22 protein-coding genes are annotated in these 26,156 nt (G+C 71.3%); 16 read left to right on the forward strand and 6 right to left on the reverse strand.

The annotated features are described in order from the left end of the window. The first annotated feature begins 53 nt into the window (after nucleotides 1-53). The 9 genes from ftsW (at nucleotide 54) to ACFQ9Z_RS06710 (ending at nucleotide 8,647) form a co-directional block, all read left to right on the forward strand. Nucleotides 54-1,415, forward strand: a complete 1,362-nt coding sequence (ftsW, locus tag ACFQ9Z_RS06670) for a putative lipid II flippase FtsW (RefSeq protein ID WP_383011730.1) — start codon at nucleotides 54-56, stop codon at nucleotides 1,413-1,415. 6 nt (nucleotides 1,416-1,421) lie between these two features. Further along, nucleotides 1,422-2,510 (forward strand): undecaprenyldiphospho-muramoylpentapeptide beta-N-acetylglucosaminyltransferase, encoded by a 1,089-nt coding sequence (gene murG, locus ACFQ9Z_RS06675; protein ID WP_143636449.1) that lies wholly within the window; start codon nucleotides 1,422-1,424, stop codon nucleotides 2,508-2,510. 26 nt (nucleotides 2,511-2,536) lie between these two features. Further along, the gene (locus ACFQ9Z_RS06680; protein ID WP_383011734.1) at nucleotides 2,537-3,331 is read left to right on the forward strand and encodes a cell division protein FtsQ/DivIB; all 795 of its coding nucleotides are present in this window, start codon (nucleotides 2,537-2,539) and stop codon (nucleotides 3,329-3,331) included. Nucleotides 3,332-3,610: 279 nt separating this feature from the next. Beyond that, nucleotides 3,611-4,822, forward strand: coding sequence for a cell division protein FtsZ (gene ftsZ / locus ACFQ9Z_RS06685; RefSeq protein ID WP_383011737.1), 1,212 nt, complete (start codon nucleotides 3,611-3,613; stop codon nucleotides 4,820-4,822). 17 nt (nucleotides 4,823-4,839) lie between these two features. Then, on the forward strand, nucleotides 4,840-5,550 hold the full coding sequence (pgeF, locus tag ACFQ9Z_RS06690) for a peptidoglycan editing factor PgeF (RefSeq protein ID WP_383011740.1): 711 nt from the start codon (nucleotides 4,840-4,842) through the stop codon (nucleotides 5,548-5,550). A gap of 6 nt (nucleotides 5,551-5,556) precedes the next feature. Beyond that, nucleotides 5,557-6,276 (forward strand): YggS family pyridoxal phosphate-dependent enzyme, encoded by a 720-nt coding sequence (locus ACFQ9Z_RS06695; RefSeq protein WP_383011743.1) that lies wholly within the window; start codon nucleotides 5,557-5,559, stop codon nucleotides 6,274-6,276. Between the two features lie 128 nt (nucleotides 6,277-6,404). Then, entirely contained in the window at nucleotides 6,405-7,046 is a 642-nt protein-coding gene (locus tag ACFQ9Z_RS06700; RefSeq protein ID WP_360671819.1) for a cell division protein SepF, read from the forward strand. A gap of 49 nt (nucleotides 7,047-7,095) precedes the next feature. Next, nucleotides 7,096-7,383, forward strand: coding sequence for a YggT family protein (locus ACFQ9Z_RS06705; RefSeq protein ID WP_143636437.1), 288 nt, complete (start codon nucleotides 7,096-7,098; stop codon nucleotides 7,381-7,383). A gap of 55 nt (nucleotides 7,384-7,438) precedes the next feature. Further along, complete coding sequence (locus ACFQ9Z_RS06710; protein WP_383011748.1) at nucleotides 7,439-8,647, forward strand: DivIVA domain-containing protein; 1,209 nt, start codon at nucleotides 7,439-7,441, stop codon at nucleotides 8,645-8,647. Nucleotides 8,648-8,877: 230 nt separating this feature from the next. On the opposite strand, the gene ileS is transcribed toward ACFQ9Z_RS06710, so the two are convergent. Continuing rightward, the gene (ileS, locus tag ACFQ9Z_RS06715; protein ID WP_383011751.1) at nucleotides 8,878-12,021 is read right to left on the reverse strand and encodes an isoleucine--tRNA ligase; all 3,144 of its coding nucleotides are present in this window, start codon (nucleotides 12,019-12,021) and stop codon (nucleotides 8,878-8,880) included. Nucleotides 12,022-13,492: 1,471 nt separating this feature from the next. Between ileS and ACFQ9Z_RS06720 the strand changes: the two genes are divergently transcribed. From ACFQ9Z_RS06720 to ACFQ9Z_RS06740, 5 genes are all read left to right on the forward strand, one after another. Then, on the forward strand, nucleotides 13,493-14,446 hold the full coding sequence (locus tag ACFQ9Z_RS06720) for a TraR/DksA family transcriptional regulator (protein WP_383011867.1): 954 nt from the start codon (nucleotides 13,493-13,495) through the stop codon (nucleotides 14,444-14,446). Nucleotides 14,447-14,513: 67 nt separating this feature from the next. Then, complete coding sequence (gene lspA, locus ACFQ9Z_RS06725; RefSeq protein ID WP_383011754.1) at nucleotides 14,514-15,149, forward strand: signal peptidase II; 636 nt, start codon at nucleotides 14,514-14,516, stop codon at nucleotides 15,147-15,149. Nucleotides 15,150-15,244: 95 nt separating this feature from the next. Next, nucleotides 15,245-16,189, forward strand: a complete 945-nt coding sequence (locus ACFQ9Z_RS06730) for an RluA family pseudouridine synthase (protein WP_383011757.1) — start codon at nucleotides 15,245-15,247, stop codon at nucleotides 16,187-16,189. After that, nucleotides 16,186-16,653: a GNAT family N-acetyltransferase gene (locus ACFQ9Z_RS06735; protein WP_383011760.1), complete on the forward strand. Its 468-nt coding sequence runs from the start codon at nucleotides 16,186-16,188 to the stop codon at nucleotides 16,651-16,653. Before ACFQ9Z_RS06730 ends, ACFQ9Z_RS06735 begins: the two co-directional genes overlap by 4 nt. A gap of 81 nt (nucleotides 16,654-16,734) precedes the next feature. Next, on the forward strand, nucleotides 16,735-18,321 hold the full coding sequence (locus ACFQ9Z_RS06740; RefSeq protein WP_383011763.1) for a Na+/H+ antiporter: 1,587 nt from the start codon (nucleotides 16,735-16,737) through the stop codon (nucleotides 18,319-18,321). Nucleotides 18,322-18,381: 60 nt separating this feature from the next. Here ACFQ9Z_RS06740 and ACFQ9Z_RS06745 read toward each other — a convergent pair whose 3' ends face one another. After that, nucleotides 18,382-19,488 (reverse strand): mechanosensitive ion channel family protein, encoded by a 1,107-nt coding sequence (locus tag ACFQ9Z_RS06745; protein ID WP_383011766.1) that lies wholly within the window; start codon nucleotides 19,486-19,488, stop codon nucleotides 18,382-18,384. Nucleotides 19,489-19,593: 105 nt separating this feature from the next. Between ACFQ9Z_RS06745 and ACFQ9Z_RS06750 the strand changes: the two genes are divergently transcribed. Beyond that, entirely contained in the window at nucleotides 19,594-20,163 is a 570-nt protein-coding gene (locus tag ACFQ9Z_RS06750; protein WP_383011769.1) for a dienelactone hydrolase family protein, read from the forward strand. Between the two features lie 18 nt (nucleotides 20,164-20,181). On the opposite strand, the gene ACFQ9Z_RS06755 is transcribed toward ACFQ9Z_RS06750, so the two are convergent. From ACFQ9Z_RS06755 to ACFQ9Z_RS06770, 4 genes are all read right to left on the reverse strand, one after another. Beyond that, nucleotides 20,182-21,852, reverse strand: coding sequence for an alkaline phosphatase D family protein (locus ACFQ9Z_RS06755; protein ID WP_383011772.1), 1,671 nt, complete (start codon nucleotides 21,850-21,852; stop codon nucleotides 20,182-20,184). A 92-nt stretch (nucleotides 21,853-21,944) separates the two neighbouring features. Then, on the reverse strand, nucleotides 21,945-22,766 hold the full coding sequence (locus ACFQ9Z_RS06760) for a thioredoxin domain-containing protein (RefSeq protein WP_383011775.1): 822 nt from the start codon (nucleotides 22,764-22,766) through the stop codon (nucleotides 21,945-21,947). 81 nt (nucleotides 22,767-22,847) lie between these two features. Further along, nucleotides 22,848-23,540: a hypothetical protein gene (locus ACFQ9Z_RS06765; RefSeq protein ID WP_383011870.1), complete on the reverse strand. Its 693-nt coding sequence runs from the start codon at nucleotides 23,538-23,540 to the stop codon at nucleotides 22,848-22,850. Between the two features lie 67 nt (nucleotides 23,541-23,607). Further along, nucleotides 23,608-24,933 (reverse strand): DUF2252 domain-containing protein, encoded by a 1,326-nt coding sequence (locus ACFQ9Z_RS06770; protein WP_383011778.1) that lies wholly within the window; start codon nucleotides 24,931-24,933, stop codon nucleotides 23,608-23,610. A 225-nt stretch (nucleotides 24,934-25,158) separates the two neighbouring features. Between ACFQ9Z_RS06770 and ACFQ9Z_RS06775 the strand changes: the two genes are divergently transcribed. Further along, nucleotides 25,159-26,156, forward strand: a 998-nt coding sequence (locus ACFQ9Z_RS06775; RefSeq protein ID WP_383011782.1) for a PHP domain-containing protein, incomplete at its 3' end; no start/stop codon positions are given.

The following is a 26,156-nucleotide window of genomic DNA, read 5'->3' on the forward strand; positions in this document are numbered from 1 at the left end:
GGGCGGATCTTGGGAGGGACGCGTGGGACGGTCGACGTTCAGTGGAGGCGCCCATGCCCGGTAGCCGTACCGGCCGCCCGCCCGTGCAGCGGGCGCCCCGGCGACCCGTGCCCGCCCGGCCGCCGCACGAGAACCCCGTGCAGCGGCTCTACTCGCGCGCGCGCAAGGCCTGGGACCGGCCGCTGACCGCGTACTACCTGATCCTCGGCGGCAGCCTGCTGATCACGGTGCTGGGTCTGGTGATGGTCTACTCCGCCTCCCAGATCACCGCGCTGCAGCTCTCGCTGCCGGGCTCGTACTTCTTCCGCAAGCAGTTCCTGGCCGCGCTCATCGGCGGCGTGCTGATGTTCGTCGCGTCCCGCATGCCGGTGAAGCTGCACCGGGCCCTGGCCTACCCGATCCTGGCCGGCGCCGTCTTCCTGATGGTCCTGGTGCAGGTGCCCGGGATAGGGATGGCGGTCAACGGCAACCAGAACTGGATCTCCCTCGGCGGCTCCTTCCAGATCCAGCCCAGCGAGTTCGGCAAGCTCGCCCTGGTGCTGTGGGGGGCGGACCTGATCGCGCGCAAACAGGAGCGCAAGCTGCTGACCCAGTGGAAGCACATGCTGGTTCCACTGGTGCCGGCCGCCTTCATGCTGCTGGGGCTGATCATGCTCGGCGGCGACATGGGCACCGCGATCATTCTCACAGCGATCCTGTTCGGCCTGCTGTGGCTCGCCGGGGCGCCGACCCGGCTGTTCGCCGGGGTGCTCTCGGTCGCCGGCCTGATCGGAGTCGTGCTCATCAAGACCAGCCCCAACCGGATGGCCCGGCTCGCCTGCATCGGCGCCACCGAGCCCAAGTCCGGGGTGGCCGACTGCTGGCAGGCCGTGCACGGGATCTACGCCCTCGCCTCCGGCGGACTGTTCGGTTCCGGTCTCGGTGCGAGCGTGGAGAAATGGGGCCAACTGCCCGAGGCCCACACCGACTTCATCTTCGCCGTCACCGGTGAGGAACTGGGGCTGGCGGGAACGTTGTCGGTGCTGGCCCTGTTCGCGGCTCTAGGCTATGCGGGTATCCGCGTGGCCGGACGCACGGAGGACCCCTTCGTGAGGTACGCCGCGGGAGGCGTGACCACCTGGATCACCGCCCAGGCGGTGATCAACATCGGTGCGGTGCTCGGCCTGCTGCCGATCGCCGGCGTCCCGCTCCCGCTGTTCTCCTACGGAGGGTCCGCCCTGCTGCCGACCATGTTCGCCATCGGGTTGCTGATCGCCTTCGCGCGCGACGACCCCGCTGCGCGGGCGGCGCTTGCGATGCGGCAACCTCGCTTTGGTAGAAAGCGGGCAGGAGGCTCCGGTGCCGAGCGGGGGCCTCGGAGATGGAACACGATGCGACGGCGTGCCTCGGCGGCGCGCACGTCCGGAGAGCGGTGAATTTCGGTGCATGTCGTACTCGCCGGCGGAGGTACCGCGGGCCACATCGAGCCCGCGCTCGCCCTCGCGGACGCCCTGCGCAGGCAGGACCCGACCGTGGGGATCACGGCCCTGGGCACGGAACGGGGCCTCGAGACCAGGCTCGTCCCGGAGCGCGGCTACGAGCTGGCTCTGATCCCCGCGGTGCCGCTGCCCCGCAAGCCCACGCCCGAGCTGATCACCGTTCCGGGCCGGCTGCGCGGCACGATCAAGGCCGCCGAGCAGATCCTCGAGCGCACCAAGGCGGACGCCGTGGTCGGCTTCGGCGGCTACGTCGCCCTGCCCGGCTACCTGGCCGCCAAGCGCCTCGGCGTGCCCATCGTGATCCACGAGGCCAACGCCCGTCCCGGCCTGGCCAACAAGATCGGCTCCCGGTACGCCGCCCGGGTCGCGGTCTCCACCCCGGACAGCAAGCTGCGCGACGCCCGCTACATCGGCATCCCGCTGCGCCGCTCCATCGCCACCCTGGACCGGGCCGCCGTCCGCCCGGAGGCGCGCGCCCGCTTCGGTCTGGACCCGAACCTGCCCACCCTGCTCGTCTCCGGCGGCTCCCAGGGCGCCCGGCGCCTCAACGAGGTGGTGCAGCAGGTCGCCCCGTGGCTGCAGCAGGCCGGTATCCAGATCCTGCACGCGGTCGGCCCGAAGAACGAACTGCCGCAGGTGCAGCAGATGCCGGGAATGCCGCCGTACATCCCGGTAAGTTACCTGGATCGGATGGACCTCGCGTACGCCGCGGCCGACATGATGCTCTGCCGCGCGGGCGCGATGACCGTCGCCGAACTCTCCGCCGTCGGGCTCCCGGCCGCCTACGTCCCGCTGCCCATCGGCAACGGCGAACAGCGGCTGAACGCCCAGCCGGTGGTGAAGGCGGGCGGTGGACTCCTCGTCGACGACGCGGAACTCACCCCCGAGTGGGTGCAGCAGAGCGTCCTGCCGGTGCTCGCGGACCCGCACCGGCTGTACGAGATGTCCCGCGCGGCAAGCGAGTTCGGCCGCCGGGACGCCGACGAACTGCTCGTCGGCATGGTGTACGAGGCGATCGCCTCACGCCGATAGGACCATATGACGAAAGGGCAGTGAGGGTGGCCGGATCGACTACCGCGGAGCGCGGTGAACGCCAGCAGGAGTCGTCCGGCCCGCCGCCCGCGCGACGGTCGCGGCGGCGCCGCCTTCGGGCGGCCGTCGCCCTCGCCGTCGTCCTGGTGCTCCTCGGCGCGGGCTCCACCTGGCTGTTGTACGGCTCCTCGTGGCTGCGGGTACGGCACGTCTCGGTCTCCGGCACGCGGATGCTGACCCCCGCCGATGTGCGGGAGGTCGCCTCCGTGCCGGTCGGCGCGCCGCTGGTCTCGGTCGACACGGGTACGGTCGAAGCCAGACTTCGTCATAAATTGCCCCGAATTGACACTGTTTCAGTCACCCGTTCCTGGCCGCACGGAATCGATCTGAAAGTGACCGAGCGGACTCCGGTGCTTATTGTCCGAAAAGCCGGTAACTTCGTCGAAGTCGACCACCAGGGTGTCCGTTTCGCCACCGTTTCGCAGGCGCCGAAAGGCGTTCCGGTACTGGAATTGACCGCGTCCGGCTCGGGCCGGGCCGCCGCGAGCTTCCGGCGCTTCGGCGCCGACCGCCTGGTGCGCGAGGCGGTCGGCGTGGCCGGCGCCCTCCCGGCCCCCGTCGCCGGGGCGACCCGTACCGTCCAAGTCCGTTCCTACGACGACATCTCGGTCGAGTTGGGCGACGGCCGCACGGTCCGCTGGGGCAGCGGTGAGAACGGGCGCGCCAAGGCACGGGCCCTCACAGCACTCATGAAAGCAGCTCCCGGCGCCCGGCACTTCGACGTGAGTGTCCCCACCGCGCCTGCCTCATCGGGCAGTTGACGGATATCCGTGCAGGCCAGCACCCTGGTTGGGCGCTGCTATGGCTGATCACATAGGGTGAAAAGAAAAACGGGAGGTTCGGCGTGTTCGTTGAACGCGCGCCACTTGTCGACTTAGTGTCCTGTTCAGAAGACTTCAGGGAACGGACACACTGGTAACCCTAAACTTCAGGGTTAGGGTTCGGGTCGGCGCTACGGACCGTCCCATTCGGCATCCGTCGTCCCGGTACGGGCAACCGTCCGGCGGCGACAACGTAATTCGAGGCGAGAGGCCTTCGACGTGGCAGCACCGCAGAACTACCTCGCAGTCATCAAGGTCATCGGTGTCGGCGGCGGTGGTGTCAATGCCATCAACCGGATGATCGAGGTCGGTCTCAAGGGCGTCGAGTTCATCGCCATCAACACCGACGCGCAGGCGCTGTTGATGAGCGACGCCGACGTCAAGCTCGACGTGGGCCGCGAACTCACCCGCGGACTCGGCGCCGGAGCCAACCCGGCCGTCGGCCGCAAGGCCGCCGAGGACCACCGCGAGGAGATCGAGGAGGTCCTCAAGGGGGCCGACATGGTCTTCGTGACGGCCGGTGAGGGCGGCGGCACCGGTACCGGCGGCGCGCCCGTCGTGGCCAACATCGCGCGCTCGCTCGGCGCGCTCACCATCGGCGTGGTCACGCGCCCGTTCACCTTCGAGGGACGGCGCCGCGCGAACCAGGCCGAGGACGGCATCGCCGAACTGCGCGAAGAGGTCGACACCCTCATCGTGATCCCCAACGACCGGCTGCTGTCCATCTCGGACCGCCAGGTCTCGGTCCTGGACGCCTTCAAGTCGGCCGACCAGGTCCTGCTCTCCGGTGTCCAGGGCATCACCGACCTGATCACCACGCCCGGCCTGATCAACCTGGACTTCGCCGACGTCAAGTCGGTCATGTCCGAGGCCGGTTCGGCCCTCATGGGCATCGGCTCGGCCCGCGGCGACGACCGCGCGGTGGCCGCCGCCGAGATGGCGATCTCCTCGCCGCTGCTGGAGGCGTCCATCGACGGCGCCCGCGGTGTGCTGCTCTCCATCTCCGGCGGCTCCGACCTCGGCCTGTTCGAGATCAACGAGGCCGCCCAGCTGGTCAGCGAGGCCGCCCATCCCGAGGCCAACATCATCTTCGGCGCGGTCATCGACGACGCCCTCGGCGACGAGGTGCGGGTCACCGTGATCGCGGCCGGCTTCGACGGCGGCCAGCCGCCGGCCCGCCGGGACAACGTCCTCGGCTCCAGCTCCGCCTCCGCCTCCTCCGCGCCCCGCCGCGAGGAGCCCGTTCCGGCGCGGCAGCCGGAGAGCCGCCCCTCCTTCGGGTCGCTCGGCAGCGTGACGCCGAAGGAGGAGCCGGAGCCGGCGCCCGAGCCGGTGGCCGAGATCCCGGTGACCCCGTCGGTGCCGCCCGCGCCGCGCACCTACGCGGACAGCGCGGCCGAGGAACTGGACGTTCCGGACTTCCTGAAGTGATAGGACGGCGCGAGAGCGTGAGCGGCGCGCACTTCGCCTTCACCGACCGGTGGGGCGGGGTGAGCGCCGCTCCGTATGAGGAGCTCAACCTCGGCGGCGCCGTCGGCGACGACGCCGCGGCGGTGCGGGCGAACCGCGAGCTGGCGGCGGAGTCGCTCGGGTTCGCCGCCGAGGCGGTCGTCTGGATGAACCAGGTGCACGGGGCCGACGTGGCCGTCGTGGACGCGCCCTGGGCCGCCGGGGATCCGGTGCCGGAGGTCGACGCCCTCGTCACCGCGCGCCGGGGGCTCGTGCTCGCGGTGCTCACCGCCGACTGCGTGCCGGTGCTGCTGGCGGATCCGGTCGCCGGGATCGTGGCCGCCGCCCACGCGGGCCGGCCGGGGATGGTCAAGGGGGTCGTGCCCGCCGCCGTACGCGCCATGGTCGGACTCGGCGCCGAGGCGGAGCGGATCACCGCCCGCACCGGTCCGGCCGTCTGCGGCCGGTGCTACGAAGTGCCGGACGCGATGCGCGCCGAGGTGGCCGCGGCCGAGCCGGCGGCGCACGCCGAAACGAGCTGGGGCACTCCGGCGGTCGACGTGAGCGCCGGAGTGCACGCCCAGCTCGAGCGGCTCGGGGTGCGCGACCGGGAGAAGTCCCCGGTGTGCACGCTGGAGTCGGGCGATCACTACTCGTACCGCCGTGACCGCACCACCGGGCGGCTCGCGGGCTATGTCTGGCTGGACTGATGGGGCATGACGGACCGTAAGACCGAACTCGCCGCGAACCTGGCGAACGTGGAACAGCGCATCACCGCCGCGTGCGCCGCCGCCGGGCGCGAGCGGGAGGAGGTGACCCTGATCGTGGTCACCAAGACCTACCCGGCGAGCGATGTGCGGATCCTGTCGGAACTCGGCGTGCGCCACGTGGCCGAGAACCGCGACCAGGACGCGGCGCCGAAGGCGGCCGCCTGCGCGGATCTGCCGCTGAAGTGGCATTTCGTGGGCCAGTTGCAGACCAACAAGGTCCGTTCCGTGGTCGGTTATGCCGATTTCGTGCAGTCCATCGACCGGGCCCGGCTCGTCACCGCGCTGTCGAAGGAGGCCGAGCGGGCCGGGCGCGAGGTGGGATGCCTCATCCAGGTCGCGCTGGACGCGGGCGAGAGCGGCCGGGGCGAGCGCGGCGGCGTGGCGCCGGGCGGCGTCGAGGAGTTGGCCGGCCTCGTGGCCGGGTCGCCGGGACTTCGGCTCGACGGTCTGATGACCGTCGTCCCGCTCACCGGCGAATACGCGGGACGCGAACAGGCGGCGTTCGGGCGGCTCATGGATTTGTCGACCGACCTGCGCCGGGCCCATCCGGCTGCAACCATGGTGTCGGCAGGGATGAGTGCGGACCTCGAACAGGCCGTGGCGGCCGGGGCGACACATGTGCGCGTCGGCACTGCGGTACTCGGAGTCCGCCCCAGGCTCGGGTAACGTCGCCAAGAAGTCGGACCACAGCAGAAAATATGGTCAATGTCCGCGAAAGCGGGCACAACGACCACGTGGATCGCGGGCACTTGGCAGTCGTCAGCCGATCCACCACAGAGCGGAGGACTCAGAGAATGGCCGGCGCGATGCGCAAGATGGCGGTCTACCTCGGCCTCGTGGAGGACGATGGGTACGACGGCCGCGGATTCGACCCCGACGACGACTTCGAGCCCGAGCTGGACCCGGAACTCGACCGGGACCACCGACGGCACGAGGTGTCACACCAGTCACACGGTGCGCATCAGTCCCAAAGGGACGAAGAGGTGCGAATCGCGCAACCGCCCGCGCCGCGCGAGCCGGTGGCCCGTTCGACTTCGCTCGCCGCGGAATCCGGGCGCCCGGCGCGTATCGCGCCCGTGGCATCCATCACACAAGAACGCCAGTCCCTGGAGAAGAACGCACCGGTGATCATGCCCAAGGTCGTGTCCGAGCGGGAGCCTTACCGGATCACCACGCTGCACCCGCGGACCTACAACGAAGCCCGTACCATCGGGGAACACTTCCGTGAGGGCACTCCGGTGATCATGAATCTGACTGAGATGGATGACACAGACGCGAAGCGACTTGTCGACTTTGCGGCCGGTTTGGTGTTTGGTCTTCACGGCAGCATCGAGCGGGTGACGCAGAAGGTGTTCCTGTTGTCTCCTGCTAACGTCGATGTCACGGCGGAGGACAAGGCCCGCATCGCAGAGGGCGGGTTCTTCAACCAGAGCTGAGACGTACCACCGGGAAAAGCACGGAACAGGGGAGAGGGAAAGCCAGGCCATGAGCGTGTTCGCGCAGGTGATCTACATCGCGCTGATGGTGTTTCTCGTCGTGCTGATCTTCCGGCTGGTCATGGACTACGTCTTCCAGTTCGCCCGCTCATGGCAACCCGGCAAGGCGATGGTGGTCGTCCTGGAGGCCACCTACACTGTCACCGATCCACCGCTGAAGCTTCTGCGGCGGTTCATCCCGCCGCTGCGTCTCGGGGGCGTGGCGCTCGACCTGTCCTTCTTCGTGTTGATGATCATTGTCTGGATCCTCATCTCCGTCGCACAGAGATTTGTGTGATGAGGATGGACGATACGGTCTTGCCGACTGCCGATGACTACGTTGAGGTGAAGAGATGCCGTTGACCCCCGAGGACGTGCGGAACAAGCAGTTCACGACCGTCCGCCTCCGAGAAGGCTATGACGAGGACGAGGTCGATGCCTTCCTCGACGAGGTCGAAGCCGAACTGACGCGCCTGCTCCGCGAGAACGAGGACCTGCGCGCCAAACTGGCCGCGGCCACGCGCGCCGCGGCCCAGAACCAGCAGAACATGCGCAAGCCCCCGGAGCAGGACCAGCAGCAGGGCGGCATGCCTCAGCAGGGCGGTATGCCTCAGCAGGGCGGCATGCCTCAGCAGGGCGGTATGCCTCAGCAGGGGATGCGAGGTCCCGGCGCACCGGTGCCCGCCGGCATATCGGGCCCGCCGCAGCAGCAGATGGGTGGCCCCATGGGTGGTCCGCCCCAGCTGCCGAGCGGTGCCCCGCAGCTGCCTGCCGGCCCCAGCGGCCAGGGTGGCCCGCAGGGTCCCGGCCCGATGGGTCAGGGTCCGATGGGTCAGGGTCCGATGGGTCAGGGTCCGATGGGCCAGGGCCACATGGGCGGTCAGCCGCCCATGCAGCAGCAGATGGGCGGCCCGATGGGCGGTCCGATGGGCGGTCCGATGGGCGGCCCCGGTCAGGGCCCCGGTGGCGACAGCGCCGCCCGAGTCCTCTCGCTGGCCCAGCAGACCGCCGACCAGGCGATCGCCGAGGCCCGTTCCGAGGCCAACAAGATCGTCGGTGAGGCCCGCAGCCGCGCCGAGGGTCTGGAGCGTGACGCCCGTGCCAAGGCCGACGCGCTGGAGCGGGACGCGCAGGAGAAGCACCGCGTCGCGATGGGCTCCCTGGAGTCCGCCCGCGCCACGCTGGAGCGCAAGGTCGAGGACCTGCGCGGCTTCGAGCGCGAGTACCGCACGCGTCTGAAGTCGTACCTCGAGTCCCAGCTGCGTCAGCTGGAGACCCAGGCCGACGACTCCCTGGCGCCGCCGCGCACCCCGGCCACCGCCTCGCTCCCGCCGTCCCCGGCGCCTTCCATGGCCCCGGCCGGCGCGGGCGCCCCGTCCTACGGCGGCAACCAGGGCATGGGCGGCCCGTCCGGGCCGTCCGCCCCGTCCTACGGCGGCCAGCAGCAGATGACGCCCGCGATGACCCAGCCCATGGCTCCGGTCCGCCCGCAGGGTCCGTCCCCGATGGGCCAGGCGCCCTCGCCGATGCGCGGGTTCCTGATCGACGAGGACGACAACTGACGGGCCGCGGCCAGTAGTACGACAAGGGCGTCGGCAGCGTTCAGGGGCGGGTCCCCGGACTTCGGTCCGGGGACCCGCCCCTTTTACGCGTGTTGACGCCCACTGAGCGTCTCCGTCCCGAGCGCCCCTGCGCCTGCCCGTCGTCCTGTCCGCCGCTGCGTCCCGTCCGCCCGTGACGCCGAAGGCCCGGCCCCCGCAGCGGGGACCGGGCCTTCGGGCTCGTTCGGCGCTTACGCCTTGCGGAGCCGGAACGTGAGGGACAGGCCCTCGTCCGTGAACGGCTCTCCGTAGCCGGCGTCGGCCTCGCCCTGGGCGAAGTCGGTCGCCAGGACCTCCTCGGCGATCAGGTCGGCGTGTTCCGAGAGAGCCGCGATGACCGCCGGGTCCGTGGAGGTCCAGCGCAGCGCGATGCGGTCGGCGACGTCCAGGCCGCTGTTCTTGCGAGCCTCCTGGATCAGCCGGATCGCGTCCCGGGCCAGGCCCGCCTGGCGCAGCGCCTCCGTGATCTCCAGGTCCAGCGCCACCGTGGCGCCGGAGTCGGAGGCCACCGACCAGCCCTCGCGCGGGGTCTCCGTGATGATCACCTCGTCGAGCGCGAGGGTGACCGTCTCCCCGTCGACCTCCACCGAGGCCGTGCCCGCGCGCAGGGCGAGGGACAGCGCGGCCGCGTCCGCGTTCGCGATCGCCTTGGCCACGTCCTGCACCCGCTTGCCGAACCGCTTGCCCAGGGCACGGAAGTTGGCCTTGGCCGTGGTGTCGACCAGCGAACCGCCGACCTCGGAGAGGGACGCCAGCGAGGAGACGTTCAGCTCCTCCGTGATCTGGGCGTGCAGCTCCCGGTCCAGCGACTCGAAGCCGGAGGCGGCGATCAGCGCCCGGGACAGCGGCTGGCGGGTCTTGACGCCCGACTCCGCGCGCGTGGCGCGGCCCAGCTCCACCAGGCGGCGGACCAGGACCATCTGCTTGGACAGCTCCGGGTCGATCGCCGACAGGTCGGCCTCGGGCCAGGTCGCCAGGTGGACCGACTCGGGGGCGTTCGGGCTCACCGGCACGACCAGGTCCTGCCACACCCGTTCGGTGATGAACGGGGTGATCGGCGCCATCAGCTTCGTGACCGTCTCCAGCACCTCGTGCAGCGTGCGCAGCGCGGCCTTGTCGCCCTGCCAGAAGCGGCGGCGCGAGCGGCGGACGTACCAGTTCGACAGGTCGTCGACGAACGCGGACAGCAGCTTGCCGGCCCGCTGGGTGTCGTAACCCTCGAGGGACTGCGTCACCTGGTCGGTGAGCGCGTGCAGTTCGGACAGCAGCCAGCGGTCCAGCAGCGGCCGCTCGGCCGGGGCCGGGTCGGCGGCGGACGGCGCCCAGTCGGAGGTGCGGGCGTACAGGGCCTGGAAGGCGACCGTGTTCCAGTACGTCAGCAGCGTCTTGCGGACGACCTCCTGGATGGTGCCGTGGCCGACGCGGCGGGCCGCCCACGGGGAGCCGCCGGCCGCCATGAACCAGCGCACCGCGTCGGCGCCGTGCTGGTCCATGAGCGGGATCGGCTGCAGGATGTTGCCCAGGTGCTTGGACATCTTGCGGCCGTCCTCGGCGAGGATGTGGCCGAGGCAGACCACGTTCTCGTACGACGACCTGTCGAACACCAGCGTGCCGACGGCCATCAGCGTGTAGAACCAGCCGCGGGTCTGGTCGATGGCCTCGCAGATGAACTGCGCCGGGTAGCGGGCCTCGAACAGCTCCTTGTTCTTGTACGGGTAGCCCCACTGCGCGAACGGCATCGAACCCGAGTCGTACCAGGCGTCGATGACCTCCGGCACGCGCGTGGCCGTCCGGCCGCAGTCCTCGTGGCGGCAGGCGAAGGTGACCTCGTCGATGTACGGCCGGTGCGGGTCCAGGTTCGACTGGTCGGCGCCGGTCAGCTCGGACAGCTCCGCGCGCGAGCCGACACAGGTGAGGTGGCCCTCCTCGCAGCGCCAGATGGGCAGCGGGGTGCCCCAGTAGCGGTTGCGGGACAGCGCCCAGTCGATGTTGTTGTTCAGCCAGTCGCCGTACCGGCCGTGCTTGACCGTGTCCGGGAACCAGTTCGTCTTCTCGTTCTCCTGGAGCAGACGGTCCTTGATCGCGGTGGTGCGGATGTACCAGGACGGCTGCGCGTAGTACAGCAGCGCGGTGTGGCAGCGCCAGCAGTGCGGGTAGCTGTGCTCGTAGGGCAGGTGCCGGAAGAGCAGGCCGCGCTGCTGGAGGTCCTCGGTGAGCTTCTCGTCGGCCTTCTTGAAGAAGACGCCGCCGACGAGCGGGACGTCCTCCTCGAAGGTGCCGTCCGGGCGGACCGGGTTGACCACGGGCAGGCCGTAGGAGCGGCAGACCTTGAGGTCGTCCTCACCGAACGCGGGGGACTGGTGGACCAGGCCCGTACCGTCCTCGGTGGTCACGTACTCGGCGTTCACCACGTAGTGCGCCGGCTCCGGGAACTCGACGAGTTCGAAGGGGCGCCGGTACGTCCAGCGCTCCATCTCGGCGCCGGTGAAGGTCTGGCCGGTGGTCTCCCAGCCCTCGCCGAGCGCCTTGGCGACGAGCGGCTCTGCGACGACGATCTTCTCCTGGCCGTCGGTGGCGACGACGTAGGTGACCTCGGGGTGCGCGGCGACCGCGGTGTTGGACACCAGGGTCCAGGGGGTGGTCGTCCACACCAGGAGCGCGGCCTCGCCGGCCAGCGGGCCGGAGGTGAGCGGGAAGCGGACGTACACGGACGGGTCCACGACCGTCTCGTAGCCCTGCGCCAGCTCGTGGTCGGACAGGCCGGTGCCGCAGCGCGGGCACCAGGGGGCGACCCGGTGGTCCTGGACCAGCAGGCCCTTGCCGAAGATCTCCTTCAGCGACCACCAGACGGACTCGATGTACTCGGGGTCCATCGTCCGGTACGGGTCCTGGAGGTCGGCCCAGTAGCCCATGCGGGTGGTGAGCTCTTCGAAGGCGTCCGTGTGGCGGGTCACCGACTCGCGGCACTTGGCGTTGAACTCGGCGATGCCGTACGCCTCGATGTCCTGCTTGCCGGAGAAGCCGAGCTCCTTCTCGACCGCCAGCTCCACCGGGAGCCCGTGGCAGTCCCAGCCGGCCTTGCGGGCCACGTGGTAGCCGCGCATGGTGCGGAAGCGCGGGAAGACGTCCTTGAAGACGCGCGCTTCGATGTGGTGGGCGCCGGGCATGCCGTTCGCGGTGGGCGGGCCCTCGTAGAACACCCACTCGGGGCGTCCCTCGGACTGTTCCAGGCTCTTGGCGAAGATCTTCTGCTCACGCCAGAAGTCGAGCACGGCGTGCTCAAGCGCGGGCAGGTCGACCTGGGCGGGCACCTGGCGGTACGTCGGCGCTGTCATCTGCGAGCATCCTCCAACGGACTTGCTGCCTTCCGTCGGAGGGACGAGAGCTCTTTCCTGTCCACGCCGTGTGCGGCGCGCTCCCGCGGTACCACCCTCCTTGGCTCCCGCCGCGCCGTACGCGCCGGTGAGCCCCCTCATTGGGGTCGCGAAGCCGGTTCTACTCGCGGTGGCGGCTGCCACTGCTTTCTTCCGGCGGCTCCGGGGTGATCTTCACGTCGCGCTCGCCCCCGGGCTCACACCGTCCCCGGGTCGCTCTGCGCTGCGTACGCCGCTACTCGTCCCCATCCAAGCTTCTCGCTGCGCCCAGTGTACGGCGCGGAGCCGACAGCGGCCGACCGGATTTCCCGCGCGCGTGAGCGGGCGGGGCGGGCCGGGGCTGGGGCGGGGGCCGGGGGGGATGACCCGAATGGCCATGGGGGGCGTTCGCGCCGTAGGCGCGCTTCCCCGCGCGGATTACCGGGCGGGGAGCTGGGCACAACGGTTGCAGGTCCGCTGCTCGGGGGACGCGGGCGGGCGAATCGGGCGGTGCGCCCCGTTGCCGCGGGACTCAAGTCGATTTATCGTCCCAGCACGATTCGCGTGCAAGATCACAATATATGAAAGGGCCGCGGCCATGGTGGCGAAGAAGACCGCCGTACAGCAGCCGGCGTCCGGCCGCTCCAGCGGCGCGGCCGAGGGAGCCGCGGGCCGGAACCCCGCGCGCGCGGACGCCGCCACGGCCGGTCGGGCGAGGCCGGTGAGATCTGCCCGGGCGCCGGCGGCCGGAGCGAAGGAGCGCGCTTCGGCGGCGTCGGCCGGCACCGGCGAGCGCGCTTCGGCGGCGACGCCCCGGACGCCCGCGCCCACGGAGCCGGCAGGAAACCCGGCGGCCGCCGGCGGCGGCACGAAGCGGGGCGCGTCCGGTGCGAAGCGTGCGCCGGGCGGGACGGCGGCCACGGCGAACGCGGTCGCCAAGGGCGCGCGCACCCAGGGCGGTGTCCCGACGGCGGCGGCGAGGAGAGCGGCAGCGAGGGAAGCGACGGCGAAGACGGAGGCAGCCTCCGCGGAAGGCGCCGGCACGAAGAAGGCCGCCGCCCAGAAGCCCGCCGGCGCTGCCGCGGCCGGCCGGAAGGCTGCCGCGCACACCCCGGACGCGCGGGGCGCAGGCGTGGACAAGACGCAGGTGAAGACCGCGAGCGCGGACAAGACGGACGCGAAGACCGCCAGCGCGGACAGGACCGGCGCGAAGAAGACCGCCGGCCGGAAGCCGGTCGCGGAGCGGCAGCCCGCCCGTCCGGCGGCGACCAGGACGGCCGCCGGGGAGCCATCCGCCAAGAGGACGGGCCGGAGGCGCACGGCGGTCGGTGAGGCGGCCGCCGAGCAGGAGGCGGGTGGAGGTACGGCCGGGCGGGAGAGGACCGGTACGCGGACGCCTTCGAAGGACGAAGAGGCCGGGGCGACGGCGCCGAAGGGCACGGCTCACCGGGACGTGGCCGGCGAGCGGACCGTCCGGAAGCGCGCGGCCGGTGAGGGACCGGCGCAGGACACGGCTCCGGGAGACGCGGTCGGCGGGGAGGCGCGCGCGAAGGGCGGTGCCTCCAGGAAGACGGTTGCCAGGAAGGTGGTCGGGAAGGGATCTGCCGTCGAGGACACGGCCGGGGAGGAAGCGGCCGGGGGGGAAGCGGCCGGACAGGGCACGGCCGAGGGGAAGGGCACGGCCGAGGGGAAGGGCACGGCCGAGGGGAAGGGCACGGCCGGGAAGGGCACGGCCGGGAAGGGAGCGGTGGTCGGTAAGACGGGTGCCGGGAAAGCGGCCGCGAACGCGGTGGCCGCCGGAGAGGCGGGCGGGGAAGAGGCCGTCACCGAGCGGACGGCCACCGAGGCCGCCGCCCCGGAGGCGTCCGGCAAGAGCACGTCCAAGAAGGCGGGCGCGGCGCGGGCCGCGAAGCAGACGGGAGCCACGACAGTGGTTGCGAAGAAGACTCCTGGCACGGCCACGGCGAAGCAGACCGCCGTTCCCAAGGCGCGGCTCGCCGCGGCGGACCCCGGCGATCTCGCGGTACGCCCCGGTGAGGACCCCTGGACCCCGGAGGAGGTCGCCGAGGCCCGAGCCGAGCTGACCTCGGAGGTGGACCGGCTGCGCACCGAGATCAGCACGTCGGAGAACGCCCTCGTCGGCCTGATGCGCGACTCCGGCGACGGCGCCGGCGACGACCAGGCCGACACCGGCACCAAGAACATCACGCGCGAGCACGAGATGGCGCTGGCCGCCAACGCGCGCGAGATGCTGACCCAGAACGAGCACGCCCTGGAACGGCTCGACGCCGGCACCTACGGCCTGTGCGAGAACTGCGGCAACCCCATCGGCAAGGCCCGCATGCAGGCGTTCCCGAGGGCCACTCTGTGCGTGGAGTGCAAGCAGAAGCAGGAACGCCGCTCCTGAGCACCGGGGCCGGCCGGGGCGTGCCGTAGTCTCGTCCTCAGTCAGGCACCTAGGTTGAGGGACTCACGTGGCAGAGGCGGAGCGCATCATCGGTACGCCGGACACCCCGGACGACAGCGGCGAGCGGTCGGCGGCGGCCGAGGCACCCGCCGGAACCGGCGCGTCCGGCACGCCCGGGACCGGCGAGCGGACGGCGCCGGAGGGGCAGCGGGGCGGCCGCGGCCGCCGGATCGCCGTGCTGTTCGCGGTGGCCGCGTTCGCGTACGCCCTCGACCTGGTCAGCAAGATGCTGGTGGTGGCGAAGCTTGAGCACCACGCGCCGATCCAGGTGATCGGGGACCTGCTGGAGCTGCACGCCATCCGCAACCCCGGTGCCGCCTTCGGCTTCGGGGCCGCCTTCACGATCATCTTCACGCTGATCGCGGCCGCCGTGATCGTGGTGATCGTCCGCCTCGCCCGCAAGCTCTACAGCCTGCCCTGGGCGATCGCGCTGGGCCTGCTGCTCGGCGGTGCGCTCGGCAACCTCACCGACCGTGTCTTCCGGGCGCCCGGCGTCTTCCAGGGCGAGGTGGTGGACTTCATCGCCCCGAAGGGCTTCGCGGTGTTCAACCTGGCCGACTCCGCGATCGTGTGCGGCGGCATCCTGATCGTGCTGCTGTCGTTCCGCGGCCTGGACCCGGACGGCACCGTCCACAAGGACTGAGACCGGCCCCGAGGACGGACCGGGACCGGCCCCGCCCGGGGCCGTCGTCCACAGGCTCGTTCGGGGTCGTGCGAGCCGTCCGGCATACTCGACGGGTGAGCACGATTCCCGAGATCCGTACCCTGCCCGTGCCCGACGGCCTGGAGGGCGAGCGCGTAGACGCCGCCATCTCCCGCATGTTCGGCTTCTCCCGCACGAAGGCGGCGGAACTCGCCGCGGCAGGCAAGGTGCAGGTCGACGGCGCTGTGGTCGGCAAGTCCGAGCGGGTGCGCGGCGGCGCCTGGCTCGAGGTCGAGATGCCGCAGGCGCCCGCTCCGGTCCAGGTGGTCGCCGAGCCGGTCGAGGGCATGGAGATCGTGCACGACGACGACGACGTGGTCGTGATCGTCAAGCCGGTCGGCGTCGCCGCGCACCCCTCGCCGGGCTGGAGCGGCCCGACCGTCATCGGCGGTCTCGCCGCCGCCGGCTACCGGATCTCCACCTCCGGCGCCGCCGAGCGCCAGGGCATCGTGCACCGGCTGGACGTGGGCACGTCCGGCCTGATGGTGGTCGCGAAGTCGGAGTACGCGTACACGTCGCTCAAGCGCCAGTTCAAGGAGCGCACGGTCGACAAGCGCTACCACACCCTCGTCCAGGGCCACCCGGACCCGACCAGCGGCACGATCGACGCCCCGATCGGCCGCCACCCCAACCACGACTACAAGTGGGCGGTGACGGCGGACGGCAAGCCCTCCGTCACCCACTACGACCTCATCGAGGCCTTCCGCGCCGCCTCCCTGCTCGACGTGAAGCTGGAGACCGGCCGCACCCACCAGATCCGCGTCCACATGTCCGCCCACCGCCACCCCTGCGTCGGCGACCTGACCTACGGCGCCGACCCGACCCTCGCCAAGCGGCTCCGCCTGACCCGCCAGTGGCTGCACGCAGTGCGGCTCGGCTTCGAGCACCCCGGCGACGGCCAGTGGGTGGAGTTCGGCTGCGACTACCCCGAGGACCTCCAGCACGCCCTCGACCAGGTCCGCGAGGAGACGTACGCGTGAGCGCGCCGTACACCGTCCGCGTCGCCGAGGACCCCGCCGACCGCGAGGCCTGCTTCGCGGTGCGCAAGGAGGTGTTCGTCGTCGAGCAGGGTGTTCCGCAGGACATCGAGTACGACGCCTACGACGCCGTAGCCGTCCATGTGCTCGCGGTCCGCGAGGACGGCGTGCCGCTCGGCACCGGACGCCTGCTGTACGGCGACGCCGCCGCCGCGAAGACCGGCGGGGACGCCTCGGTGGGCTCCCTCGGCCGGCTCGCCGTCGCCGGTCCGGCGCGCGGGCTCGGCGTCGGCGCGGCCCTGGTGCGGGCCGTGGAGGAGGCGGCGCGCGCGCGTGGCCTGGCCGCCGTGGACCTGCACGCCCAGACCCACGCCCTGGGTTTCTACGAGCGCCTCGGGTACGAGGCGTACGGCCCGGAGTTCCCGGACGCGGGGATCGCGCACCGGGCCATGCGGCGCGTCCTGTAGACCGCCGGAACAGCCCGCGCGTACGACGCCGTGGCAGGCTGGAGGCCTGTCGTGCGATCGTCGAGTCCCGGAGCGCTGGCCGTGGATCAGTTGGCCCTGTTGTTCGTGGTGCTGCTCGGGGCTCTCGTGAGCGTTCCCGTGGGAGAGCGGTTCGGGGTGCCTGCGCCGGTGCTGATGACCTTGGTCGGCGGGGCCCTGGCGGTGGCCGACTTCGTGCCCAACGTGGAGTTCCCGCCCGAGCTGATCCTTCCCGCGCTGCTGCCGCCGCTGCTCTACGCCGCCGTACGCCGCACCTCATGGCGGCAGTTCACGGCGAACAAACGGCCGATCTTCCTGCTGGCCGTCGCCCTGGTGTTCGTGACGACGCTGTGCGTGGCCGCCGTCGCCCACGCCATCGTGCCCGGACTGCCCGTCGCCGCGGCCGTGGTGCTGGGCGCGCTGATCGCCCCGCCGGACCCGGTCGCCGCCACCGCCGTCGCCGGGCAGCTCGGACTGCCCCGCCGGCTGGTGTCGATCCTGGAGGGCGAGGGGCTCTTCAACGACGTGACGGCCATCGTGCTCTACCACGTGGCCGTCGCGGCCGCCGTGAGCGGGGAGTTCTCCGCGGTGGGCGCCGGGCTCGACCTGGTGCTGTCCGCCGTGGTCGCGGTCGCCGTCGGGCTGGCGCTGGGCTGGGGTGCGAACAGGCTGATGAGTCTGCTCGGCGACGCCACACTGCAGATCGGGCTGACCCTGCTGGTGCCGTACGCCTCCTACGTGCTCGCCGAGGAACTGCACGGTTCCGGCGTGCTCGCGGTGCTCACCACCGCGCTCTTCCTCTCCGAGTACGCCACCGACGCCGACGACGTGATGACCCGGCTGGCCGGGCACACCTTCTGGGACATCGTCGACACGCTGGTCACCGGCGTCGCCTTCGGGCTGATCGGGCTGGAGCTGCACAACGCCATCCGGACGGCGTCCGGGCGCTGGGGCGAACTGCTCGGCTGGGCGGCGGCGATCGCGGGCGTGGTGGTGGTCGTGCGGCTGGTGTGGCTGCTGCCCGCCACCTGGCTCACCAAGCGGCTGCACGCCATGCGGGACATCGAGGAGGAGATCCCGGTGAGCTGGCGGGAGACCGTCGTGATGTGGTGGTCCGGGATGCGCGGGGTGGCCTCGGTGGCGCTGGTGCTGGCCATTCCACTGAAGACCGACTCGGGCTCGCCGTTCCCCGACCGCGACGAGATCGTGTTCATCGCCTTCGGAGTGATCATCGTCACCCTGGTGCTGCAGGGCCTGACGCTGCCCTGGCTGGTGCGGCGGCTGCGGGTGAAGGCGGACGCGGAGCGGGAGAAGGAGTTCGAGAAGGAGCTCGCGGTGCGGGCCGCCAAGGCGGCCAAAAGCAGGCTCCGGGAGATCGAGCAGGTCGAGGAACTGCCCGAGGAACTGTCGGAGCAGATGCTGCGGCGGGCCTTCGACATCGGAATCCGGATCAGCCCGGACATCGGGGAGGAGGAACGCCGGGAGGCGCAGCGCCAGCGGGCCCGGCGGCTGAAGCGGGTGCGGCGGATCCAGGGCGAGATGCTGAGCGCGGCGCGGCACGAGGTGCTGGCGGCGCGCAGCGAGCCGGGGGCGGACCCGGAGATCGTGGACCGGGTGCTGAGGCACCTCGACGTGCGCAGCCTGCGCTGACACCGGCCGCGCCGGCCCGGGCCGGCGCCCGGTAGCGGGCGGGCCCGGACCGCTGCGGGGTCAGCCCCGGCCGGTGCGCGGGAACTCGTAGGCCTTGCGCAGCGTCGCGCGGTCGGGCGACGGCACACGGTTCGGGGCGAGGACCGCGTCCGAGGTGTTGACCCGGGGGAGCGCGTAGGGGTGCTCCGCGGCGAGCCAGGTGATCATCTGCTCGCGTACGGCGACCCGCACCGTCCAGATGTCGTCCGAGTCCTTGGCGGTCACCAGGGCGCGCACCTGGATGGTGTTCGGCGTGGTGTCGGTCACCACCAGGTTGTAGGCGCGGCCGTCCCAGGCCGGGCACTGGCGCAGGATGTCGCGGAGCTTCTCGCGCATCGCCTCGATGGGCGCGCTGTGGTCGAGGTGCCAGTAGACGATGCCCGTCATCTGCGGGGTGCCCCGCGACCAGTTCTCGAACGGGTTGGAGGTGAAGTACGACACCGGCATCGTGATCCGCCGCTCGTCCCAGGTCCGTACCGTGAGGAAGGTGAGGGTGATCTCCTCGACCGTGCCCCACTCCTCGTCGACGACCACCGTGTCGCCGATGCGCACCATGTCACCGAACGCGATCTGCAGCCCCGCGAACATGTTGGACAGGGTCGACTGGGCGGCGACACCGGCGACGATGCCGAGGATGCCGGCGGAGGCCAGCAGCGAGGCGCCGGCCGCGCGCATCGCCGGGAAGGTCAGCAGCATCGAGGCGGCGGCCACGACGATGACGATCGCCGAGACCACCCGCATGATCAGCTCCACCTGGGTGCGCACCCGGCGCACCCGGGCCACGTCCCGGTGGACGCGTGCGTAGCGGCTGTACGAGGTCTCGACGATCGCCGCCGCTATCCGGATCACCAGCCAGGCGGCGGAGCCGATGAGGACCAGCGTCAGCGTGCGGCCGATGCCTGCGTGGTGCTGGTCCAGCAGCTTCGCCTGGTCGTAGGAGCCTCTGAGCATGGCGGCGCAGAGGACCAGCTGGTAGGGGATGCGGCCGCGCCGCAACAGCCCCCACAGGGGGGTCTCGGGGGTGCGGGCGTCGGCCTTGCCCAGCAGCCGGTCGGTGGCCCAGCCGATGGCCAGGGTGAGCAGGACGGAGCTGCCGATCACGATCAGGGGGCGGAGTACGTTCTCCATGCATGCGCTCCTAACCGGAGCTCGGCACGCATGAACATGTGAGTTCGGCGCGGATCTGGGTACGGCGGTCCCGGCCCCCCTCGGCGCGGCTGGCACCATGGCCTCATGAACATCATGCTCTTTCACTCCACCTACGGGCTCAGGCCGGCGGTGCGCGAGGCCGCGGACCGGCTGCGCGCGGCGGGCCACGAGGTGTGGACGCCGGACCTCTTCGAGGGGCGCACGTTCGGGACGGTCGAGGAGGGCATGGAGTTCAAGGAGCGGATCGGCAAGGAGGAACTGCTGAAGCGGGCCGTGCTGGCGGCGGCGCCGTACTCCGAGCGCGGTCTCGTGTACGCGGGCTTCTCGCTCGGCGCGTCCGTCGCGCAGACCCTGGCCCTCGGCGACGAGCGGGCCCGTGGCCTGCTGCTCCTGCACGGCACGTCGGACATCGCGCCGAACGCGCAGGTGGACGAGTTGCCGGTGCAGCTCCACGTGGCCGAGCCGGACCCGTTCGAGACGGACGACTGGCTGACCGCCTGGTACCTGCAGATGGGGCGGGCGGGCGCGGACGTGGAGGTCTACCGGTACGCCGGGGCCGGTCACGTCTACACCGACCCCGGTCTGCCGGACTACGACGAGGAGGCCGCCGAGGCCACCTGGCGGGTGGCGCTCGGCTTCCTCGACAGCCTGTAGCCGGGCCCGCTCGGGCGGCTACACGGGGTCGTAGGCGCGCTCGACCTTCTGCGTGCCGCTGCGAGTGCGGTACGAACGCACCCACGTCGAGGTCGCGTTCGCGTCGGTGCGGTCGGACAGCACGTAGTAGTCCATCTGCGCGCGGTCGGCGGTGATGTCCAGCACGCCGTAGCCGTGCCGGTCGGTGTCCACCCAGTGGACGTGCCGGTTGGCGGCCTTGATGACCGGCGCGGCGACGGCCGAGACGGTGCCCTCGGGCGCCTTCACGATGTCGTCGAGGTTGTCCGAGGTGACCGACGTGACCACGAACTCGGTGGCCGCGGACGCCGACAGCGGGTAGGTGCCCGCGTCCACCGGCACGTCGTTGGCCCACGCCATGTGGATGTCACCGGTCAGGAAGACGGTGTTGCCGATGGCGTTCGAGCGCAGGTGGGCGAGGAGTTCGCGCCGGTCGTCGGTGTAGCCGTCCCACTGGTCGGTGTTGACGGCGATGCCCTCCTGCGGCAGGCCCAGCAGCTTGGCGAGCGGCTTGAGCAGGTCGGCGGAGAGCGAGCCGACGGCGAACGGCGAGATCATCACGGAGTTGCCGACCAGCCGCCACCTGGTGTCGGAGGCCTTCAGGCCCGCCTTGAGCCAGTCGAGCTGCGCGCGGCCGGTGAGCGTACGGTCCGGGTCGTCCACCGAACCGCTGGCCGTTTCGGCCTGCTGGGAGCGGAAGGACCGCAGGTCCAGCAGGGAGAGGTCGGCGAGCTTGCCGAAGCGCAGCCGCCGGTAGGTGGTGCCGGCGATGGCGGGGCGCACCGGCATCCACTCGAAGTAGGCCTGTTTGGCGGCGGCCTGACGGGCCGACCAGGTGCCCTCGGCGCCCTCGGTGTGGTTCACCGCGCCGCCGGACCAGGCGTTGTCGGCGAACTCGTGGTCGTCCCAGATCGCGATGACCGGCGCCTTCAGATGCAGGGCCTGCAGGTCGGGGTCGGTCTTGTACTTGGCGTGCCGGGTGCGGTAGTCGGCGAGGGTGAGGATCTCGTTGGCCGGCGCGTGCGGCCGCACGATCGTGCCCCGGGCCGCGTACTCACCGGACTTGTACTCGTAGATGTAGTCGCCGAGGTGCAGCCAGGCGTCCAGGTCGCTCCGGGCCGCGAGATGGCGGTAGGCGGCGAAGTAGCCCGCCTCCCAGTTGGCGCAGGACACCACGCCGAAGCGCAGGGAGGACACCGCCGCGTCCGCCGCCGGCGCGGTGCGGGTGCGCGCCACCGGGGAGTCCGTGCCGCCGGCCGTGAAGCGGAACCAGTAGTCGGTGGCCGGGGCCAGGCCGCGGATGTCGGCCTTGACGGTGTGGTCGCTCCCCGCCCGGGCGGTGGTCGAGCCCTTGGCGACGACGTCGGTGAACGCCTTGTCCCGGGCGACGACCCAGCCGACCTCGGTGTCCGGGCCCACTCCGGAGCCGGGTATCGCCTCGGGCACCGGCGTCACCCGGGTCCACAGCAGGACGCCGTCGGGCAGCGGGTCGCCGGAGGCGACGCCGTGCAGGAAGGCGGGCGCCTGGTCGGCCGCGCGCGCGGGAAGGGCGGCGGCGAGCGGGCCGGCCAGCACAGCCGTCGCCGCCGCGGCCTTGACGACCGTACGGCGGCGGGGCGAGAAGGAGTCGAGGCCCGGGTGTGCCTCGGATGATCTGTATCGACTGGTCACGACCGATCAGGTTACTGATCGGTATGCGCGAGAGCGGGCGAACTCCGAAAGTTCGCCCGCTCTTCACGCGGTACCCGTCACCCGACGGCGGGTCAGCCCTTGAGGGCCGCGTCCAGCACCCGGTTGTAGTCGGCCACCGTCATGGGCGGGTTGCCCTGGTTGTCGGCGGTGAGCTTCTTGCCGTCCATCACGAAGCTCGGCGTGCCGGACACGCCGTCCTTGTTGTCGTCGAAGGCCTTGGACATCGCCATCGCCCAGGCGTCGTACGTGCCCTTCTTGACCGCGTTCTGGAACTTGGCGTTGTTCTTGAGCGCGGGCACGGTGTCGGCGACCTTGATGAGGTAGTCGTCGCTCTTGAACTTGTCCGTCTGCTCGTCCGGGTGGAACTTCGCCGAGTAGAGCGCGCCCTTGTACTCGAGGAACGCCTCCGGGCTGACGTTGAGCGCGGCGCCGAGCGCGCTCAGCGCGTTCTTGGAGCCCACGCCGTTGTCGTGGTCGTCGATGAACGTCGCGCCCACGAACTGGATCTTGTACTTGCCGCCGTCGACGTCCTTCTTCACCGTAGAGCCGACCGTCTGCTCGAACTGGGCGCACACCGGGCAGCGCGGGTCCTCGTAGACCTTCAGGGTCTTCTTGGCGGTGTCCTTGCCGATGACGACGGTGGTGCCCTTGGCGCCCGTGGTGTTGGCCGGGGCGGCGACGCTGGAGGCGTCCTTCAGCCCGTCCCAGTAGCCGGGCTTGTTGGCCTGGACGACGGCGTAGCCGATGCCGCCCGCCGCGGCCAGCACGGCCACGACCGAGCCGGCCACGATGACCTGCCGCCTGGCCTTGTCGCGCTTGGCCTGGCGCTCGCGCTCCTGGCGCAGCCGCTCCCGGGCCGCCGTCTTCGCCACCTGGCTGTTCCGCTTGCTCATAGTGATGATCTCCATATGGGACGCGCACATGTCGTACGCGGAATACGTGTGGGGGACTTGGTCGTGCCCAGCGGTCGCCGCTCAGACGAGGGCGAGGGCGCGGGAGCGCGGCGGTCCACGCCGTCCCAGGGAGTGCACGAGGAGCCGGTCGCGCGCCACGGCCGGCCACGGAGCCGGGCGGTGCGGCCGGCGGGCCGGCAGCGGCCGCACGGTGCCCGCCGCCGCCGCGAGCAGCAGCGGGCGGAAGGTGGTGGCCGTGAGCGCGCCCAGCAACTGGGTCAGGGCCCGCTCACCCCGGCGCAGCCAGGCGGCGGCCAGCAGCCCCACGCCGAGGTGCGCGGCGAGCAGCAGCCAGGCGGCGGCCGGCCCGGCGTCCGCGAGCGGGACCCCGGGGCCTCGGCCGGGCGCGCCGGTCACCTGCGCCAGCGGCGTGCCCACGCTGCCGCCCCGGCACAGCACGTCGAGGCCGAACGCGTGCAGGGGACCGGTGACCGGGCCGCCCGCCCTGCCGTAGCAGGACTGCTGGCCGGTGGTGAACACCGTGTCGGCGGCCAGCTCCAGCGGGACCAGCAGGGCCGCGATCCGGCCGAAGCCGCGCTCGCGACCCGCCAGCGTGTACGCGGTGACGAACACCGCTGCGGCGACCGCGGCCACGGTCGCCGCCGGCAGCGGGGCCCTGGACAGCAGAACGTGCGACGCGGTGCTGAGCGTCACGACCACTGCCGTGAACAGCGCCGCGCGTACGGCTCTGAGCTGGGTCCCGGAGATGTCCATGGTGAATGCAGAGTCTGTCACGTGCGCCGGTAAGGGACTGCTAAAGGGTGCCTGTGAGTCCCGGGGTTCACAGCCCCGGGATGCGGCCGTTGCGGAACAGGTCGAGGAAGATCTGGTGGTCTGCACGCGCGCGTGCGCCGTAGGCGTGTGCGAAGTCGACCAGGAGCGGCGCGAAGCCCTCCTCGTCCGCCGCGATGGCCGCGTCGATGGCCCGCTCGGTGGAGAAGGGCACCAGCGACTCGCCGGAGGTGTCGTCCGCCGCCGCGTGCATGGTGGCCGTGGCCCGGCCCAGGTCGGCGACGACCGCCGCGATCTCCTCCGGGTCGTCGATGTCGCTCCAGTCCAGGTCGACCGCGTACGGCGAGACCTCGGCGACGAGCTGCCCGGCGCCGTCCAGCTCGGTCCAGCCGAGCCACGGGTCCGCGTGCGCCTGCAGGGCGCGCTGGGAGATCACCGTGCGGTGGCCCTCGTGCTGGAAGTACTCCGCGATGGCGGGGTCCGTGATGTGCCGGGAGACCGCCGGGGTCTGGGCCTGCTTGATGTAGATCACGACATCGTTCTCCAGGGCGTCGCTGTGCCCCTCCAGCAGGATGTTGTACGACGGCAGTCCCGCCGAGCCGATGCCGATGCCCCGGCGGCCGACGACGTCCTTCACCCGGTAGGAGTCCGGGCGGGCCAGCGAGGTCTCCGGAAGCGTCTCCAGGTAGCCGTCGAAGGCGGCCAGCACCTTGTAGCGGGTGGCGGCGTCCAGCTCGACGGAGCCGCCGCCCGGCGCGAACCGGCGCTCGAAGTCCCGGATCTCCGTCATCGACTCCAGCAGCCCGAAGCGGGTCAGCGAGCGGGCGTCACGCAGCGCGTCCAGCAGCGGACCCTGCGCGGTGTCCAGCGTGAACGGCGGCACCTCGTCGCTCTTGGCGCCCGTGGCCAGGGCGTGGATGCGCTCCCGGTAGGCCTCGGCGTAGATCGTCACCAGTTCGGTGATCTGCTCGTCGCTGAGCGCCTTCGCGTACCCGACGAGCGCGACGGAGGCGGAGAAGCGCTTCACGTCCCAGGTGAACGGGCCGACGTAGGCCTCGTCGAAGTCGTTGACGTTGAAGACCAGGCGCCCGTTGGAGTCCATGTAGGTGCCGAAGTTCTCCGCGTGCAGATCGCCGTGGATCCACACCCGCGAGGTGCGGTCGTCCAGGTAGGGGCCGCCCCGCTTCTCGGCGTCGAGGTCGTGGTAGAAGAGGCACGCCGTGCCCCGGTAGAACGCGAAGGCCGAGGCCGCCATCTTCCGGAACTTCACGCGGAACGCGGCCGGGTCGGCGGCCAGGAGCCGGCCGAAGGCGGTGTCGAAGACGGCGAGGATCTCCTCGCCGCGCTGCTCGTCGTTGAGCTCGGGGACCGGCATCGCGGAGTGCCTCCTGGTGCGGGACGGGTGGTGCGTGAACGTGCGTACGGGGGAACGACAGCGTCTCCGCCGTCTCCAACGGGCGACGCCGCGCGGGAGTGCCCGGTTCCCGGACGAAGGTACGTGGGGACGCCCCGCGTGTGTCAGTGCCCGGGCATAGACTTCGACGCTGACCCCCAGAGTGTCCGCCAGCCCGTCGCCGAAGTTTCCGTTGGAGGCCATACCGTGTCAAAGCCGCCCTTCACGCACCTGCACGTCCACACCCAGTACTCGCTGCTGGACGGTGCCGCGCGGCTCAAGGACATGTTCAACGCCTGCAACGAGATGGGCATGACGCACATCGCCATGTCCGACCACGGCAACCTGCACGGGGCGTACGACTTCTTCCACTCCGCGAAGAAGGCCGGAATCACCCCGATCATCGGTATCGAGGCGTATGTCGCGCCCGAGTCCCGGCGCAACAAGCGCAAGATCCAGTGGGGCCAGCCGCACCAGAAGCGGGACGACGTCTCCGGTTCCGGCGGTTACACCCACAAGACGATGTGGGCGGTGAACAGCAAGGGTCTGCACAACCTCTTCCGGCTCTCCTCCGACGCCTACGCCGAGGGCTGGCTGCAGAAGTGGCCCCGGATGGACAAGGAGACCATCGCCCGGTGGTCCGAGGGCATCGTCGCCTCCACCGGCTGCCCCTCCGGCGAGGTGCAGACCCGGCTCCGACTCGGCCACTTCGACGAGGCGCTCAAGGCCGCCGCCGACTACCAGGACATCTTCGGCAAGGACCGGTACTTCCTGGAGCTGATGGACCACGGCATCGAGATCGAGCGCCGGGTCCGCGACGGCCTGCTGGAGATCGGCAAGAAGCTCGGCATCCCCCCGCTGGTCACCAACGACTCGCACTACACCTACGCCCACGAGGCGGGCGCCCACGACGCGCTGCTGTGCATCCAGACCGGCAAGAACCTCTCCGACCCGGACCGCTTCAAGTTCGACGGCACCGGCTACTACCTGAAGTCCACGGACGAGATGTACGCCATCGACTCCTCGGACGCCTGGCAGGAGGGCTGCGCCAACACGCTGCTCGTCGCCGAGATGGTCGACACCACCGGCATGTTCGAGAAGCGCGACCTCATGCCGAAGTTCGACATCCCCGAGGGCTACACCGAGGTCACCTGGTTCAAGGAGGAGGTGCGCCGCGGCATGGAGCGCCGCTTCCCCGGCGGCAT

This window comes from Streptomyces sp. NPDC056580 (assembly GCF_042793175.1).
Taxonomy (GTDB): Bacteria; Actinomycetota; Actinomycetes; order Streptomycetales; family Streptomycetaceae; genus Streptomyces.